The sequence below is a fragment of the Methylobacterium sp. BI1 genome (genome assembly GCF_056680125.1).
The window spans coordinates 4653134-4667105 of the sequence record NZ_CM155267.1; the positions used below are offsets into that span (position 1 = coordinate 4653134).

General features: G+C 68.0%; 15 protein-coding genes. 3 read left to right on the plus strand and 12 right to left on the minus strand.

Annotated features, from left to right (window positions below; genetic code table 11):
- Positions 1–5: 5 nt before the first annotated feature.
- From atpC to AC1MGR_RS22030, 8 genes are all read right to left on the minus strand, one after another.
- A complete protein-coding gene (gene atpC, locus AC1MGR_RS21995; RefSeq protein ID WP_056466941.1) occupies positions 6–407 on the minus strand; it encodes an ATP synthase F1 subunit epsilon in 402 nt (133 codons plus the stop codon).
- Positions 408–491: 84 nt separating this feature from the next.
- A complete protein-coding gene (locus AC1MGR_RS22000) occupies positions 492–740 on the minus strand; it encodes a hypothetical protein (RefSeq protein ID WP_108039879.1) in 249 nt (82 codons plus the stop codon).
- 4 nt (positions 741–744) lie between these two features.
- Positions 745–2205 (minus strand): F0F1 ATP synthase subunit beta, encoded by a 1461-nt coding sequence (atpD, locus tag AC1MGR_RS22005; protein ID WP_056466935.1) that lies wholly within the window; start codon positions 2203–2205, stop codon positions 745–747.
- A 45-nt stretch (positions 2206–2250) separates the two neighbouring features.
- Positions 2251–3126: a F0F1 ATP synthase subunit gamma gene (locus AC1MGR_RS22010; RefSeq protein WP_108039881.1), complete on the minus strand. Its 876-nt coding sequence runs from the start codon at positions 3124–3126 to the stop codon at positions 2251–2253.
- A 121-nt stretch (positions 3127–3247) separates the two neighbouring features.
- On the minus strand, positions 3248–4777 hold the full coding sequence (gene atpA, locus AC1MGR_RS22015; RefSeq protein WP_108039882.1) for a F0F1 ATP synthase subunit alpha: 1530 nt from the start codon (positions 4775–4777) through the stop codon (positions 3248–3250).
- A 69-nt stretch (positions 4778–4846) separates the two neighbouring features.
- The gene (locus AC1MGR_RS22020; protein ID WP_480232949.1) at positions 4847–5419 is read right to left on the minus strand and encodes a F0F1 ATP synthase subunit delta; all 573 of its coding nucleotides are present in this window, start codon (positions 5417–5419) and stop codon (positions 4847–4849) included.
- Between the two features lie 256 nt (positions 5420–5675).
- A complete protein-coding gene (locus AC1MGR_RS22025; RefSeq protein ID WP_480232950.1) occupies positions 5676–6386 on the minus strand; it encodes a DsbA family protein in 711 nt (236 codons plus the stop codon).
- 102 nt (positions 6387–6488) lie between these two features.
- Positions 6489–7115, minus strand: coding sequence for a 2-hydroxychromene-2-carboxylate isomerase (locus AC1MGR_RS22030; protein ID WP_108039887.1), 627 nt, complete (start codon positions 7113–7115; stop codon positions 6489–6491).
- A 208-nt stretch (positions 7116–7323) separates the two neighbouring features.
- Here AC1MGR_RS22030 and AC1MGR_RS22035 point away from each other — a divergent pair, with 208 nt between their 5' ends.
- Positions 7324–8565: an argininosuccinate synthase gene (locus tag AC1MGR_RS22035; protein ID WP_480232951.1), complete on the plus strand. Its 1242-nt coding sequence runs from the start codon at positions 7324–7326 to the stop codon at positions 8563–8565.
- 37 nt (positions 8566–8602) lie between these two features.
- Here AC1MGR_RS22035 and AC1MGR_RS22040 read toward each other — a convergent pair whose 3' ends face one another.
- From AC1MGR_RS22040 to mtgA, 4 genes are all read right to left on the minus strand, one after another.
- Entirely contained in the window at positions 8603–9499 is an 897-nt protein-coding gene (locus AC1MGR_RS22040) for an NAD(P)H-hydrate dehydratase (RefSeq protein WP_480232952.1), read from the minus strand.
- Positions 9496–10260 carry a histidine phosphatase family protein gene (locus tag AC1MGR_RS22045; RefSeq protein ID WP_108039893.1) on the minus strand — a complete coding sequence of 255 codons (765 nt, stop codon included), beginning with the start codon at positions 10258–10260 and terminating at the stop codon, positions 9496–9498. The genes AC1MGR_RS22040 and AC1MGR_RS22045 overlap by 4 nt, the downstream gene beginning before the upstream one ends.
- Before the next feature lie 80 nt (positions 10261–10340).
- The gene (locus AC1MGR_RS22050; RefSeq protein ID WP_108039895.1) at positions 10341–10907 is read right to left on the minus strand and encodes a hypothetical protein; all 567 of its coding nucleotides are present in this window, start codon (positions 10905–10907) and stop codon (positions 10341–10343) included.
- A gap of 107 nt (positions 10908–11014) precedes the next feature.
- Positions 11015–11713: a monofunctional biosynthetic peptidoglycan transglycosylase gene (gene mtgA / locus AC1MGR_RS22055; RefSeq protein ID WP_480234868.1), complete on the minus strand. Its 699-nt coding sequence runs from the start codon at positions 11711–11713 to the stop codon at positions 11015–11017.
- Positions 11714–11830: 117 nt separating this feature from the next.
- On the opposite strand from mtgA, the gene AC1MGR_RS22060 reads away from it, so the two are divergent.
- Both AC1MGR_RS22060 and leuB read left to right on the plus strand, forming a co-directional pair.
- Positions 11831–12793 (plus strand): polyprenyl synthetase family protein, encoded by a 963-nt coding sequence (locus tag AC1MGR_RS22060; RefSeq protein ID WP_108039897.1) that lies wholly within the window; start codon positions 11831–11833, stop codon positions 12791–12793.
- Between the two features lie 62 nt (positions 12794–12855).
- The gene (gene leuB, locus AC1MGR_RS22065) at positions 12856–13962 is read left to right on the plus strand and encodes a 3-isopropylmalate dehydrogenase (protein ID WP_480232953.1); all 1107 of its coding nucleotides are present in this window, start codon (positions 12856–12858) and stop codon (positions 13960–13962) included.
- The last annotated feature ends 10 nt before the right edge of the window (positions 13963–13972 follow it).

Below are 13972 nucleotides of genomic sequence, written 5' to 3' on the forward strand. Positions count from 1 at the left end.
GGCCTTTAGAAGTTGAGCGCGACCTTGGCGTCGCGGAGCTGAACGATCTGGCCGGTGAGTTCGTCCTTCTTGGCGAAGTCCTCGGTGGCGTCGCGCAGCATCTCGACCGCCTCGATGTCGCGATCGAGGGATTCCGGCGAGATCTCCTCGAAGGGGTTCGCGCGCTCCGCGATGACGGTGACGGAGGTCGGGCCGATATCGGCGAAGCCGCCACGGACCAGGACACGCTTGCCGGTATGGCCGGCCTCGTTGATCACGATGACGCCGACCTTGAGGGCGGTGAGCACGGGGGCGTGACCGGGGAGCACGGTCATCTCGCCCTCGATGCCGGGCAGCTGCACGGCTTCGATCTGGCCGGAATACAGCGTCCGCTCGGGACCGACGAAATCGAACTGGAAGGTAGCCATGAGGTCGAGGATCCCGGCTCGGGTTGTCTGTGCGGAAGGACGGCGCGCCGTGCCCGAAAGAGGCGCGCGCCGTCGTGTTCGTCGTCAGGCCCTGCGGCGATCGGCGACGAAGCCGATCCCGAGGCCCAGCACCGCGCCGATGACGGCGAAGATGCCGATATGCTGCATCTGACCCGTGGTCAGGGAACCGCCGCGGGTTCCCGCCGGCGAATCCCCCTGAACCTCCAGGCTGAACGACCCGATCTTGATCTCGGCCGCCTCGGGTCGGGTGAGATACCCTGCAAGGCCACCGACCACGAGACCGACGAGGAGGAGAACGACTTTGGCGTTCAAGACCTCAGGCCGCCGCGGCGATCTTCTTCGCCTTCTCCTTGGCGTCCTCGATCGTGCCGACCATGTAGAACGCCGCCTCCGGCAGGTCGTCGTACTCGCCGTTCACCAGGCCCTTGAAGCCCTTGATCGTGTCGGCCAGCGGGACCTGGATGCCCGGCGAGCCGGTGAAGATCTCGGCCACCGAGAAGGGCTGCGAGAAGAAGCGCTCGATCTTGCGGGCGCGGGCGACGGTGAGCTTGTCCTCTTCCGAGAGCTCGTCCATGCCCAGGATCGCGATGATGTCCTGGAGGGCCTTGTAGCGCTGCAGGGTCTGCTGGACCTTACGGGCGACCTCGTAGTGCTCCTCGCCGAGGACGGCGGGGTTGAGCATGCGCGAGGTGGAGTCCAGCGGATCCACGGCCGGGTAGATACCCTTTTCGGCGATCGAACGCGACAGCACGGTCGTGGCGTCGAGGTGGGCGAACGAGGCGGCCGGCGCCGGATCGGTCAGATCGTCGGCCGGCACGTAGATGGCCTGCACCGAGGTGATCGAGCCCTTGGTGGTGGTGGTGATGCGCTCCTGGAGGGCGCCCATGTCGGTGGCCAGGGTCGGCTGATAGCCCACTGCCGACGGGATGCGGCCGAGGAGCGCCGACACTTCCGAGCCGGCCTGGGTGAAGCGGAAGATGTTGTCCACGAAGAACAGCACGTCCTGGCCCTGGTCGCGGAAGTCCTCGGCGATGGTCAGGCCGGTGAGGGCGACGCGCGAGCGGGCGCCGGGGGACTCGTTCATCTGGCCGTAGACCAGCGCGCACTTGGAGCCCTCGGCGGAGCCGTTGTGCTCTTTGGGGTCCATGTTCACCTTGGACTCGATCATCTCGTGGTAGAGATCGTTGCCCTCGCGGGTGCGCTCACCGACGCCGGCGAACACCGAGTAGCCGGAGTGCACCTTGGCGATGTTGTTGATGAGCTCCATGATCAGCACGGTCTTGCCGACGCCGGCGCCGCCGAACAGGCCGATCTTGCCGCCCTTGGCGTAGGGGGCGAGGAGGTCGACCACCTTGATGCCGGTGACGAGGATCTGCGACTCGGTGGACTGCTCGGAATAGGCGGGCGCCGGCTGGTGGATGGCGCGCAGGGTGTCCGACTGGATCGGGCCGGCCTCGTCGATCGGCTCGCCGATGACGTTCATGATGCGGCCGAGGGTGTTGAAGCCGACCGGAACCTTGATGGCCTCGCCGGTGTCGGTGACCTCCTGGCCGCGGACCAGGCCTTCCGAGGTGTCCATGGCGATGCAGCGCACGGTGCTCTCGCCGAGCTGCATGGCGACTTCGAGCACCAGGCGGCTGCCGTTGTTCTTGGTCTCCAGGGCGTTCAGGATCTCGGGCAGGTGGCCGTCGAAGTGAACGTCGACCACGGGGCCGATGACCTGGGTGATCTTGCCGACCTTGTTCGAGCCGGCGCCGGGGATCGCGGTGTTCGCCATGTTACGGGTCCTTTGGATATGTTGCGGTCAGGGCGTCGTCTGCGCTTAGAGCGCTTCGGCGCCCGAGATGATCTCGATGAGTTCCTTGGTGATCATGGCCTGACGCGTCCGGTTGTAGATCTGCGTCTGCTTCTTGATCATTTCGCCCGCGTTGCGCGTGGCGGAGTCCATGGCGCCGGTGCGAGCGCCCTGCTCGGAGGCGGCGTTCTCCAGGAGCGCACGGAAAACCTGGACGGTGAGGTTGCGCGGGAGCAGCGTGTCGAGGATGGCCTCCTCGCTCGGCTCGAACTGAAGGGCGGCGTCCGGCGCCGTGGCGCCGGTCTCCGGCAGCTCGGCCGGGATGAGCTTCTGCGCCGTCGGGATCTGCGAGATCACGGAGCGGAAGCGCGAGTAGAACAACGTCGCGACATCGAACTCGCCGGCATCGAAGCGCGCGATGATGCTGTCGGCGATCTCGGCAGCGAACTCGTAGTCGACCGCCTTGTTGCCGCGCAGGTCGCGGTTCTCAATGATCTCGTCGCGGAACTGGCGACGAAGGAGGTCGTAGCCCTTCTTACCGACGGTGATCATCTTCACCGTCTTGCCCTCGGCCATCAGCTTGCGGGCATGGTCACGGGCGAGGCGGGCGATCGAGGAGTTGAAGCCGCCGCACAGGCCGCGATCGGCGGTGCAGACGATGAGCAGGTGGGTCTTCTCCGAGCCGGTGCCGGACAGAAGCCGGGGGCCCTGCACGCCGCCGACGAGGTTGGCCGCGAGATTCCCGAGTACCTGGGACATCTTCTCGGCGTAGGGACGCGCGCTCTCGGCGGCCATCTGGGCGCGCCGCAGCTTGGCGGCGGCGACCATCTGCATCGCCTTTGTGATCTTCTGCGTGCCCTTCACCGAGGTGATGCGGTTCCGCAGATCCTTCAAACTCGCCATGGGGTGACTTCCAGATCCATCCGCTGCCGCTCAAGGCGAGGCGCCCGGACGACCCGGGCGCCTGCGCTCGCTCAAGATCCGGTCGCCCGCGGGCGACCGGTTTCGCTGTCGATGCCTCGCCTCAGGCGAGCGACTTGGCGACGCTCTCGACGACGCCCTTGAGCGTCTTGGCGCTGTCGTCCGACAGGTCCTTCGAGTCGCGGATCTTGGTGAGGAGATCGGCATGCTTGGTGCGCAGGGCCGAGAGCAGGGCGTCCTCGAAGGGACGGACCTTGTTCAGCGGCAGGTTGTCGAGGTAGCCGTTCACGCCGGCGTAGATCACCGCTACCTGCTCTTCCATCTTCAGCGGCGAGAACTGCGGCTGCTTCAGGAGCTCGGTCAGTCGCGAACCGCGGTTCAGGAGCTTCTGGGTCGAAGCATCGAGATCCGAGCCGAACTGCGCGAAGGCGGCCATCTCACGGTACTGCGCGAGCTCACCCTTGATCTTGCCGGCGACCTTCTTCATCGCCTTCGTCTGGGCCGAGGAGCCCACGCGGGAGACCGAGAGGCCGACGTTCACCGCCGGGCGGATGCCCTGGTAGAACAGGTCGGTCTCGAGGAAGATCTGGCCGTCGGTGATCGAGATCACGTTGGTGGGGATGTAGGCCGAGACGTCGTTGGCCTGGGTCTCGATGACCGGCAGCGCGGTCAGCGAGCCGTTGCCGGCAGCATCACCCATCTTGGCGGCGCGCTCGAGCAGGCGCGAGTGGAGGTAGAACACGTCGCCCGGGTAGGCCTCGCGGCCCGGGGGGCGGCGCAGCAGCAGCGACATCTGGCGGTAAGCGACGGCCTGCTTGGAGAGATCGTCGTAAACGATCACGGCGTGCATGCCGTTGTCACGGAAGTACTCGCCCATGGCGCAGCCGGCGAAGGGCGCGATGAACTGCATCGGCGCGGCGTCCGACGCGGTGGCGGCGATGACGATCGAGTACTCGAGCGCACCGTTGTCCTCGAGGGACTTCACGAACTGGGCGACGGTGGAGCGCTTCTGACCGATGGCGACGTAGACGCAGTAGAGCTTGGCGTTCTCGTCGGTGCCGGCATGGGCCGGCTTCTGGTTCAGGATGGTGTCGAGGGCGATGGCGGTCTTGCCGGTCTGGCGATCGCCGATGATGAGCTCGCGCTGGCCGCGGCCGACGGGGATCAGGGCGTCGATGGCCTTGAGGCCGGTGGCCATCGGCTCGTGCACGGACTTGCGCGGAATGATGCCCGGGGCCTTCACGTCGACGCGGCGACGCTCGGTGGTGGCGATGGGGCCCTTGCCGTCGATCGGGTTGCCGAGCGCGTCGACGACGCGGCCGAGCAGCGCCTTGCCGACCGGAACGTCCACGATCGCGCCGGTGCGCTTGACGGTCTGGCCTTCCTTGATGTCGCGATCGGACCCGAAGATCACGATGCCGACGTTGTCCTGCTCGAGGTTCAGGGCCATGCCGCGCACGCCCGACTCGAACTCGACCATCTCACCGGCCTGGACGCTGTCGAGGCCGTAGGCGCGGGCGATGCCGTCACCGACGGACAGAACCTGACCGACCTCGGTGACTTCGGCTTCCTGGCCGAAATTCTTGATCTGATCCTTCAGGATCGCGGAGATCTCGGCGGCGCGGATGTCCATCGTCGGGCCTCTTGTCTTGGATTGAATGAATGGGGCTGGGAACGGGAAGCGGTCGGGCCTCGAGGGTCCTTACCGGGCTTCCCGCATCGCGAGGCGAATTCCGTTGAGCTTGGTGCGCAGAGAGGCGTCCACCATGCGGCTGCCGATCTTGACCACGAGGCCGCCGATCAGGCTGGGGTCGATCTTGAGGTCGAGGTCGATCTCGGAGCGGGCGACGTCGCGCAGCGACGCCTTGATCTCCTCGACGACGGCGTCGGAGGGACGCTCGGCGACGGTCACCTCGGCGCGGATGATCCCCTTCGACTCGCGCACCAGGGTGCGGAAGGCGCGGATCATGTCAGGGAGCGCGAACAGGCGGCGGTTGGCAGCTGCAAGGCGGATGAAGTTGCCGCCGATTCCACCGATGCCGGACTTCTCCAGCAGGGCCACGATGGCGGCCTCCTGCTCGGCACCCGTGAAGATCGGGCTGCGCACGAAACGGCGCAGGTCGGGGCTCTCCCTGAGCATTGCGTCGAACTGGTCGAGGCTTGCCGCCACGCCATCGACGTCGCGCTCATCGCGCGCCAGCTCGAACAAGGCCGATGCGTAGCGCGCCGCTACGCCTGCAACCGGGGAACCCGCCTCGGAACCGTTCTGCGCCACGCGCCGCTCTCTCTTCAATCCTGCCTGAGGGCTCCGGCCGCGTCGCGCCGTGTCCGGCGCGGGCTCTGAAACCGTCAGGATTGGGAACGTGCCGGTCTGCGCGGGCCATGAAAAGCCCGCCCTTCCGGCGCGGCGAGGGCCTAGCATGCGTGTCCGGGGGGCGCAAGACGAGGGAACTTGCGCCGATGCGTTGTGCAACGCGAGATACCGAACCCCGTTCCGATGCGGGCAAACGGTGGCGAAGGTGAGGCCGCCTTCAGCAGGCGATGCGATCGCAGCGCCGGGTCGCGGCGACCATCCGGGCCAGGGCTTTCGGTCCGGGATGGCCGAGAAGCCCCGTGTTGCCGAGAACGTAGGAGGGGGTCGCGGTGAGGCCGAGATCGGCGGCCATGCGCATCTGCGCCTTGAGGGCGAGGCGCACCTCCTCGCTGTCGGCGATGCCCTCGATCTCGGCGGCGGGCACGCCGAGCTTGACGGCGGCCTGGAGGGCGCCGGGCCCGTCGATCCTGCCGGGCTTGGCCAGCAACGTCCGATACAGGGTCCAGGCCGCGGCCGAACCGAGCTTGCGCTGGATCGCCAGGGCAACCTTGGCGGCCTGGGCCGACTGCACCGCGAGGATGGGATTGTTGATCAGGCCGATTCTCAACGACGGATCACTCTCGCTCAGCGAGACCATGTCGCCCGCCGCCTTCCGGCAATAGGGGCAATTGTAGTCGAAGAATTCGTACAGGGTCGTCTCGGCCTCGGCCGATCCGACATAGGTCACGCCGCGCAAGCCCGGAATCTCGCCGACGATCTCGCCGGGCAGACGCATGTTCGCGACAGGGCGGCCCTCGTCGTTGTCGACCTTGAACGCCTGGCCGTAGCCCTGTGCCGACCCCTCCCCGCCCATCGCGACGCCAGTGGCGAGGCTGGTGGCGGCGAGAAGGAAGCGCCGGCGATCGAGGCCCGGTAACGCGAAGCTCATGGGGCGGCCCTGGTAGCGTGGGGAACGGAAAAGCGAGGGGAAAGCCGCCCGGGTTCTAGACCCGCCGGTGCCCGACCGCCAGCGGCGCCGCGCCGACCGGCCTCAGCGCATCGCGCCCGGCCGGTCCCCCGCCGCCCAGGCGAGGGCCTGTTCCAGCCGGTCGTTGCCCCAGAACAATTCGCCGTCGTCGGCCAGGAACGTCGGTGCACCGAAGATCCCCCGGGAACGTGCCTCCTCGCCGTTGACGCGCAGCCGCCCTTTGTTGGTCTCCGCCGCCGCCTGCTTCAGGATGATCGTGCCGTCGAGGCCGAGGCCGTTGAGGATCGACACCACGGCGGGCGGCTCGGCGATCGACTGCCCGCGGCCGAACTCGGCCTCGTAGACGGCCTTGGAGAACGGCACGAGCCAATCGTGGTCCATGCCGTAGGTGGCTGCGCGGGTGGCGCTCAGGCTGTTCTGTGGAAAGGGATCGGGGCGCTTGACGGGCGGGAGGCCGAGCCGGGCCGCCTCGCGCTCGACGTCGCGCCACATGTGGCGTCCCTTGGCGGCGTAGAGGTTGAACGGCGAGGAATTCCAGCCCTGTGCGGCGAAGATCGGCCCGACGAGAAAGGGCCGCCAGCGGATCTCGACGCCCGCCGCCGCCGCCAGGGCCTCGATCCGCATGGCCGAGAGGTAGGAATAGGTCGAAGCGAACTCGTACCAGAATTCGAGGGTCGGCCTGCGCGGCATGCGTCGAATCTCCGGGATCGAGAATGGGCGTGAGTGTCGCCCGCCCGGAGGTTCGCGACAAGGCGGTTCACGACCACGGCCACGCCGAGCGAACGCGTCCGACGGCACAGCGGTTGCACGGTCCCGCGCTCCGCTGATAAGCCGCCGACATCCCGACGCGGAGGCGCAAGACGCCGACGCACACGACGCCCGAACCGGAAGCGAGCCCATGACCGACGCGAACCCGAAGCCCGTCAACAAGGTCGTGCTCGCCTATTCGGGCGGACTCGACACGTCGATCATCCTGAAGTGGCTGCAGACCACCTATGGCTGCGAGGTCATCACCTTCACGGCCGATCTCGGGCAGGGCGAGGAGCTCGAGCCGGCCCGCAAGAAAGCGGAACTGCTCGGGATCAAGCCTGAAAACATCTTCATCGAGGATCTGCGCGAGGAGTTCGTCCGCGACTACGTGTTCCCGATGTTCCGGGCCAATGCCCAGTACGAGGGCGTCTACCTCCTCGGCACCTCCATCGCCCGGCCGTTGATCGCCAAGAAGCAGATCGAGATCGCCGAGAAGCTGGGCGCGGACGCCGTCTGCCACGGTGCCACCGGCAAGGGCAACGACCAGGTCCGGTTCGAGCTCGGCTACTATGCCCTCAAGCCCGACGTCACCGTCATCGCCCCCTGGCGCGAGTGGGACCTGAAGAGCCGCGAGCAGCTGATCGCTTTCGCCGAGCAGCACCAGATCCCGATCTCCAAGGACAAGCGTGGCGAGAGCCCGTTCTCGGTGGACGCCAACCTCCTGCACGCGTCCTCGGAGGGCAAGGTGCTGGAGGATCCCGCCGACGAGGTGCCGGATTACGTCTACTCGCGCACCCGCTCGCCCGAGGAGGCGCCGGACACGCCGACCGTGATCACCATCGGCTTCGAGAAGGGAGACGCGGTCTCCATCGACGGCGAGCGACTGTCGCCCGCGAGCCTTCTCGCCAAGCTGAATCAGCTCGGCCACGACAACGGCATCGGACGCCTGGACCTTGTCGAGAACCGCTTCGTCGGCATGAAGAGCCGCGGCATGTACGAGACACCGGGCGGCACCATCCTGCTCCCCGCCCACCGGGCCATCGAGTCGATCACGCTGGACCGCGGTGCCGCACACCTCAAGGACCAGCTGATGCCGCAATACGCGGAGCTGATCTACAACGGCTTTTGGTTCTCGCCCGAGCGCGAGATGCTCCAGGCCCTGATCGACAAAAGCCAGGAGATGGTCACCGGCGAGGTCCGGCTGAAGCTCTACAAGGGCGGCGTCCACGTCATCGGCCGCACCAGCCCGAACTCGCTCTACGACCAGGATCTCGTCACCTTCGAGGAGGGCGCCGTCGCCTACGACCACCACGACGCAGCCGGCTTCATCAAGCTCAACGCCTTGCGGCTGCGCACCCTCGCTCAGCGCAAGAAGAAGCTCGGCGCCTGAGGCGAAACGGGTCGGGCCCCCCTCACCGGGGACCCGGCTACACGGACGGACGCGCGGAGAAGCCCCGGAGGATCTGCGGCACCTCGCTTGAGATTTCCCGGGCGAGAAACCCCAAGGGTCCCATCGATTTCGCGAGCCGGGCTCCGGCTTCACCGTGCAGGTAGACACCCCAGAGGGCGGCCGTCAGCGGATCGGCGCCCCGGGCGAGGATCCCTGCGACGAGGCCTGCGAGGACGTCACCCGAACCAGAGGTGGCGAGGCCGACCCCGCCGCCGTCGTAGTGCCAGTGCGCGCCGTCGGGGGCAACGATCCAGCTCTCCGCCCCCTTCATGATCACCACCGCCCGCATGAGGTCGGCGGCGCGCAGGGCCGCCGTCAGGGGCTCGGCCTCGACCGCCTCGCGTTTCCAGTCGAGGAGTTGCGCCATCTCGCCCGCATGGGGCGTCAGCACCGGCGGGGCCTTAAGGGCGCGGACTGTCTCAGCGTGGGCCGCGAGGCCGCAGATTGCCCCGGCATCGAGCACGTAGGCGGTCTCATTCTGCTCCGCGAGAAGCGTCTTCACCAGCGTCGTGGTGATATCGCAGGTGTTCATGCCGGGGCCGAGCAGCACCGCGTCGCAGCGCTGGGCCGCCTTGGCGATGCGGGGGGCCGCGGACTCCGCCGCGATCTCGCCCTCGTCGGTCTCCGGCAGTCCGATGACGAGTGCCTCGGGCACGGCCAGGGCCATTGCCACGGCGACACTCCGCACAGAGGCGATCTTCAGTTTGCCCGCTCCGGCTCGCAGGGCTGCGACGCCGGCGAGGAAGACGGCACCCGGCACTTCGGCGCAGCCGCCCAGGACGAGAACGCTACCGCGATCGTCCTTGCTGCCAGCCTCCGGGGTTGGAAGCGGACGCGCCCGCAGGCAATCCGCGCCGAGTTTTGTGCCGGTCATCGCACATCCTCCTGCGGCGAGGGTTCGGCGGTGACGGGGGCGCCGGCCCGCTGCACCGGGGCGACGAAGTTGTAGCGCGCGAGATGCAGGCGACCGGTGGAGCCCGCCTTCTCTTGGAACGCGTACTCCGTCACCGAGCAGTTCAGCACGTCGCCCTCGGCATCGATGCCCAGGATCTCGGCCTCGGTGAGATTCTCGATGAGATAGCGCAGACAGAGAACCACTACCTGGTGGGCGACAATCAAGACGCGCTTCTCACCGTAGTGGAGGGAGATCGTGTCCATGGCGCCGCGCAGGCGCAGGATCACGTCGCACCAGCTCTCGCCGCAGGTCGGGCGATAGTAGAATTTCCCGAGACGGGCCCGCAATTCAGCCTGTTCCGGATGAAGCGCCTCGACGCCCGTGCGCGTAAGCCGGTCAAGCAGACCAAGCTCCTTCTCGCGCAATCGCTCGTCGACGGTGACGTCGGCCGCGTCCGACGCGATGCCGCCGGCCCGGCGAATGCCCGCAGCCGTCTGTTGCGCGCGGAGATAGGGCGAGGTGAGCACCACGTTCGGGCGCTCGCCGTCGGGCATTTCGGAAAACCAGCGCCCCAGGGCCTCGGCCTGCAGACGGCCACGCTCGCTCAGGGGGACGTCGACGTCGCGCTCCGCGATGTCGATCCGCTCCAGCCCGGCATCATGGGCGGCGTCGCGCGCGACGTTGCCCGCACTCTCGCCGTGTCGGACGACCCAGATCCGGCTCGGCCAGCGTTGCAGCATCCGTCATGGTCCTCGGTTCGTGACACCTCGGCAACGTTCCTGCGGGCCGATCTGTTCGCCTCCTGCGTCGTTCGAGACCTTCAGGCCGGCTGCCAGCCCGACGCGGTGCGGGAGAAATCGCCTGGGCCGAGATCGGCGTAGCGCAGGAAGATCTGGAGCACCGGCTGCATCTCACGGTGCTCGCTCGGCAGGTCGGCGCCCGTGCCGTAGGGTTCGGCCGCGTCGACGGCCGGCACGTCGCGGGCGGCGTCCCAGCGGATCGCCAGGGCTTTGACGCGGGCGACCTGTTCGGTCGTGACGTCGAAGGTGACGTGCTCGGGCGTCTCCCCGGTAGCCTCATCGCGAAAGACGTCGCCGACATCGTCGGAGGCGAGCTTGGCCAGGGTGTTGTGGTAGGCGTAGCGCCCCGGCTTGAGGACGGCATTGGCGGTGAACACCGCGAGGGCATCGCCCAGGGCCCGGTGCTCCTCGTCGGCGCCGTCGTCGTCGCCCGTGACGTTGAAGATGTCGCCGTCGCGATCCGTGCTGCCGTAGGGCGCGTCGGGATGGACGATGGGCGCACCCACGCCCTCGGGATTCCAGGCCACCACCATCCGGCGAATCAGAGCGATGCGCTCGAGGGTGAGTTCGAAGGTCGGCTGGGTCATCGTCGGTCTTTCGCCCGTGGGGCCGCGCGGGGCACATCGTAGTCGCGGCCGTTTTCAGCACCGCGATGAGGGTCTGGGCGGCAGGTAGCCGATCCCGTCGCGCCGGGCTACCGTTTGAGGCAGCCCATCAGCCCCAAGACGCCGTTCATGCGCGCCTGAATCCGCGCGGCCTGAGCCCGGACGCCACGCGACGGCAGGGCCGGATTGCGCAGGATCGGGTTCGGCAGCACAGCGGCCAGCAGCGCTGCCTCGCCGCGGGTCAGGGCACGCGCCGGCTTGCCGAACCAGCGCCGGGCAGCGGCTTCGGCCCCGAACACCCCCTCCCCCCACTCGGCGATGTTGAGGTAGATCTCCATGGTGCGCGGCTTGCCCCACAGGGTGTCGGCCATCAAAGCCAGGGGAATCTCCAGGGCCTTGCGGATCACCGAGCGGCCCGGCCACAGGAAGACGTTTTTCACCGTCTGCATCGGGATCGTCGAGGCGCCACGGCTCGGGCCCTCCTCGTCGTCGACCACATCCCGCAGGGCGCCCCAATCCACACCGTTGTGAAGGCAGTAGCGCTGGTCCTCCGAGGCGATGACCGCCTGGACGAGGTGGGGCGAGATCGCCTCGAGCCCCACCGCCTGCCGGTCGACGGGCCGCAGCGTCAACCATCGTCCCAGCATCAGGGTTGAGGGCGGGGTCAGCGCACTATAGACGAGCGCGAGCGACAATAAGAGGACGAGGCCGATGACGGGGAGGAGCAGGATGAGGTTGACGATCCGTCGCAAGCCTCCCGCCCGTTTCCTGCCGGATGCCTCGCGCATCGGCAACGGGCGCGCCGAAACCTGCCGCAACGGCTGCTCCGCGCTCTCCTCCCGATCCTGAATTCGAACCTCCCCCGCCCACGACACGACACCGTCTGACCGAAGGCCCGACCGAACATGACCTCAACGCAAGGATCCCACGCTTCGGTCAAGGCGGATGCCCCGGTCGACGCGTTTTCCCACAGGCTTGCCACGGTCGCGGACAGGGTCGAGGCCTACCTCGCCGAGCGACTGACTCCGGAGACGCAGGCCGGCGAGATCACCCGTCCGGTTCGCCTGATGGAAGCGATGCGCCATGCCGTGCTCGGTGGCGGCAAGCGGCTGCGCCCCTTCCTCGCCATCGAGACCGCCCTGATGCTCGGCGGGTCCGAGACCGGCGCCCTCGCGGCCGGCTCGGCCATTGAGCTGGTGCACTGCTACTCCCTCGTCCACGACGACATGCCCGCCATGGACGACGACGACATGCGCCGCGGCAAGCCCACCGTGCACAAGGCCTATGACGAGGCCACCGCGATCCTGGTCGGCGATGCCCTCCAGACCCTGGCCTTCGAGATCCTGGCCGACGCCGCTTGGCAGCCCGACCCGTCGGTGCGCGCCGACCTGGTGCTCGGCCTCGCCAAGGCTTCGGGCCTCGGTGGCATGGTCGGCGGCCAGCTGCTCGATCTCGGCGCGGAAGGCCGTTTCGGCCCCGTCTCCCTCGACGTCGACGACACGTTACAGCTCCAGGCGATGAAGACCGGCGCGATCCTGGCCTTTTCGGTGGAAGCCGGTGCGATCGTCGGCGGTGCGACGCCGGATCAACGCAAGGCACTGCTGCGCTACGGCCACGCCTTGGGTCAGGCCTTCCAGATCGCCGACGACATCCTCGACCGCGAGGCGTCGTCCGAGGCCATGGGCAAGGCCACCGGCAAGGACAAGGATGCCGGCAAGGCGACCCTGGTCGACCGTCTCGGCCTCGACGGCGCCCGTGCCGAGTGTGACCGCCTCGTCGGCGTCTGCGAAGAGGCCGTGGCATCCTGGGGCGACAAGGCCGAGACCCTGCGCCAGGCGGCGCGATTTACGGTGGCGCGCAAGGTCTGACGCCTGGTCCAGCGGCGGACCGACCGCCTCCGTCCTTCGAACATCCTTCGCGAGTTGATCCCATGACCTCCTACAACCTCCTCCTCCTCCCCGGCGACGGCATCGGCCCCGAGGTGATGGCAGAAGTCGAGAAGGTGATCGGCGCCCTGGACACGTTGGGTCTCGCCCGCTTCGAGCTTGAGCGCGACCTCGTGGGCGGCAGCGCAATCGATGCCCATGGCAAGCCGCTGACCGATGAGGCCCTGGCACGGGCCGATGCTGCCGATGCCATCCTGCTCGGCGCGGTGGGCGGACCGAAATGGGCAGATGTCGCCTACGAGATCCGGCCCGAGGCGGGCCTCTTGCGCCTGCGCAAGGATCTCGGCCTCTTCGCCAACCTGCGCCCGGCGATCTGCTACCCAGCCCTCGCCGATGCCTCGGCCCTGAAGCGCGAGTTGGTCGAGGGCCTCGACATCATGATCGTGCGCGAGCTCACGGGCGGCGTGTATTTCGGCGAGCCGAAGGAGATCACCACCTTGCCGGACGGCTCGAAGCGCGCCGTCGATACGCAGGTCTACACCACGGCCGAGATCGAGCGGATCGCCCACGTGGCCTTCGACCTCGCCCGCAAGCGCTCGGGCCGGGTCGCCTCGGCCGAGAAGCACAACGTGATGAAGTCGGGCGTCCTCTGGAAGGAGGTCGTGACCCAGGTCCATGCCGAGTACAGTGACGTCAGCCTGGAGCACGTACTCGCCGACAACTGCGCCATGCAGCTCGTCCGTCGCCCGAAGCAATACGACGTCCTCGTCACCGACAACCTGTTCGGCGACGTGCTCTCGGACGTGGCGTCGATGCTCACCGGCTCACTGGGCATGCTGCCCTCCGCCTCGCTGGGCGCCGTCGATGCCAAGGGCAGCCGCAAGGCCCTTTACGAGCCCGTCCACGGCTCAGCGCCGGACATCGCCGGCAAGGGCTACGCGAACCCGATCGCCATGATCGGGTCGCTCGCCATGTGCCTGCGCTATTCCTTCGGACTGGGCGAGGCCGCCGACCTCTTGGACTCCGCCGTCACCCGCACCCTCGCTTCGGGGAATCGGACTCGGGACATCGCGGCCGAGGGCACCACGCCGATCAGCACCGCCGAAATGGGCGATGCGATCATCCGCGAGCTCAAGCACGCAGCCGCCTAATTTGGGTCAC

Excerpts from the sequence above, each read along its gene's own strand:
- mtgA (WP_480234868.1), bottom strand. The coding sequence starts at position 11,713 with ATGCGCGAGGCATCCGGCAGGAAACGGGCGGGAGGCTTGCGACGGATC.
- AC1MGR_RS22030 (WP_108039887.1), bottom strand. The coding sequence starts at position 7,115 with ATGCCGCGCAGGCCGACCCTCGAATTCTGGTACGAGTTCGCTTCGACC.
- atpC (WP_056466941.1), bottom strand. The coding sequence starts at position 407 with ATGGCTACCTTCCAGTTCGATTTCGTCGGTCCCGAGCGGACGCTGTAT.
- AC1MGR_RS22025 (WP_480232950.1), bottom strand. The coding sequence starts at position 6,386 with ATGAGCTTCGCGTTACCGGGCCTCGATCGCCGGCGCTTCCTTCTCGCC.
- leuB (WP_480232953.1), top strand. The coding sequence starts at position 12,856 with ATGACCTCCTACAACCTCCTCCTCCTCCCCGGCGACGGCATCGGCCCC.
- AC1MGR_RS22050 (WP_108039895.1), bottom strand. The coding sequence starts at position 10,907 with ATGACCCAGCCGACCTTCGAACTCACCCTCGAGCGCATCGCTCTGATT.
- AC1MGR_RS22060 (WP_108039897.1), top strand. The coding sequence starts at position 11,831 with ATGACCTCAACGCAAGGATCCCACGCTTCGGTCAAGGCGGATGCCCCG.
- AC1MGR_RS22040 (WP_480232952.1), bottom strand. The coding sequence starts at position 9,499 with ATGACCGGCACAAAACTCGGCGCGGATTGCCTGCGGGCGCGTCCGCTT.
- AC1MGR_RS22010 (WP_108039881.1), bottom strand. The coding sequence starts at position 3,126 with ATGGCGAGTTTGAAGGATCTGCGGAACCGCATCACCTCGGTGAAGGGC.
- atpD (WP_056466935.1), bottom strand. The coding sequence starts at position 2,205 with ATGGCGAACACCGCGATCCCCGGCGCCGGCTCGAACAAGGTCGGCAAG.
- atpA (WP_108039882.1), bottom strand. The coding sequence starts at position 4,777 with ATGGACATCCGCGCCGCCGAGATCTCCGCGATCCTGAAGGATCAGATC.
- AC1MGR_RS22045 (WP_108039893.1), bottom strand. The coding sequence starts at position 10,260 with ATGCTGCAACGCTGGCCGAGCCGGATCTGGGTCGTCCGACACGGCGAG.
- AC1MGR_RS22035 (WP_480232951.1), top strand. The coding sequence starts at position 7,324 with ATGACCGACGCGAACCCGAAGCCCGTCAACAAGGTCGTGCTCGCCTAT.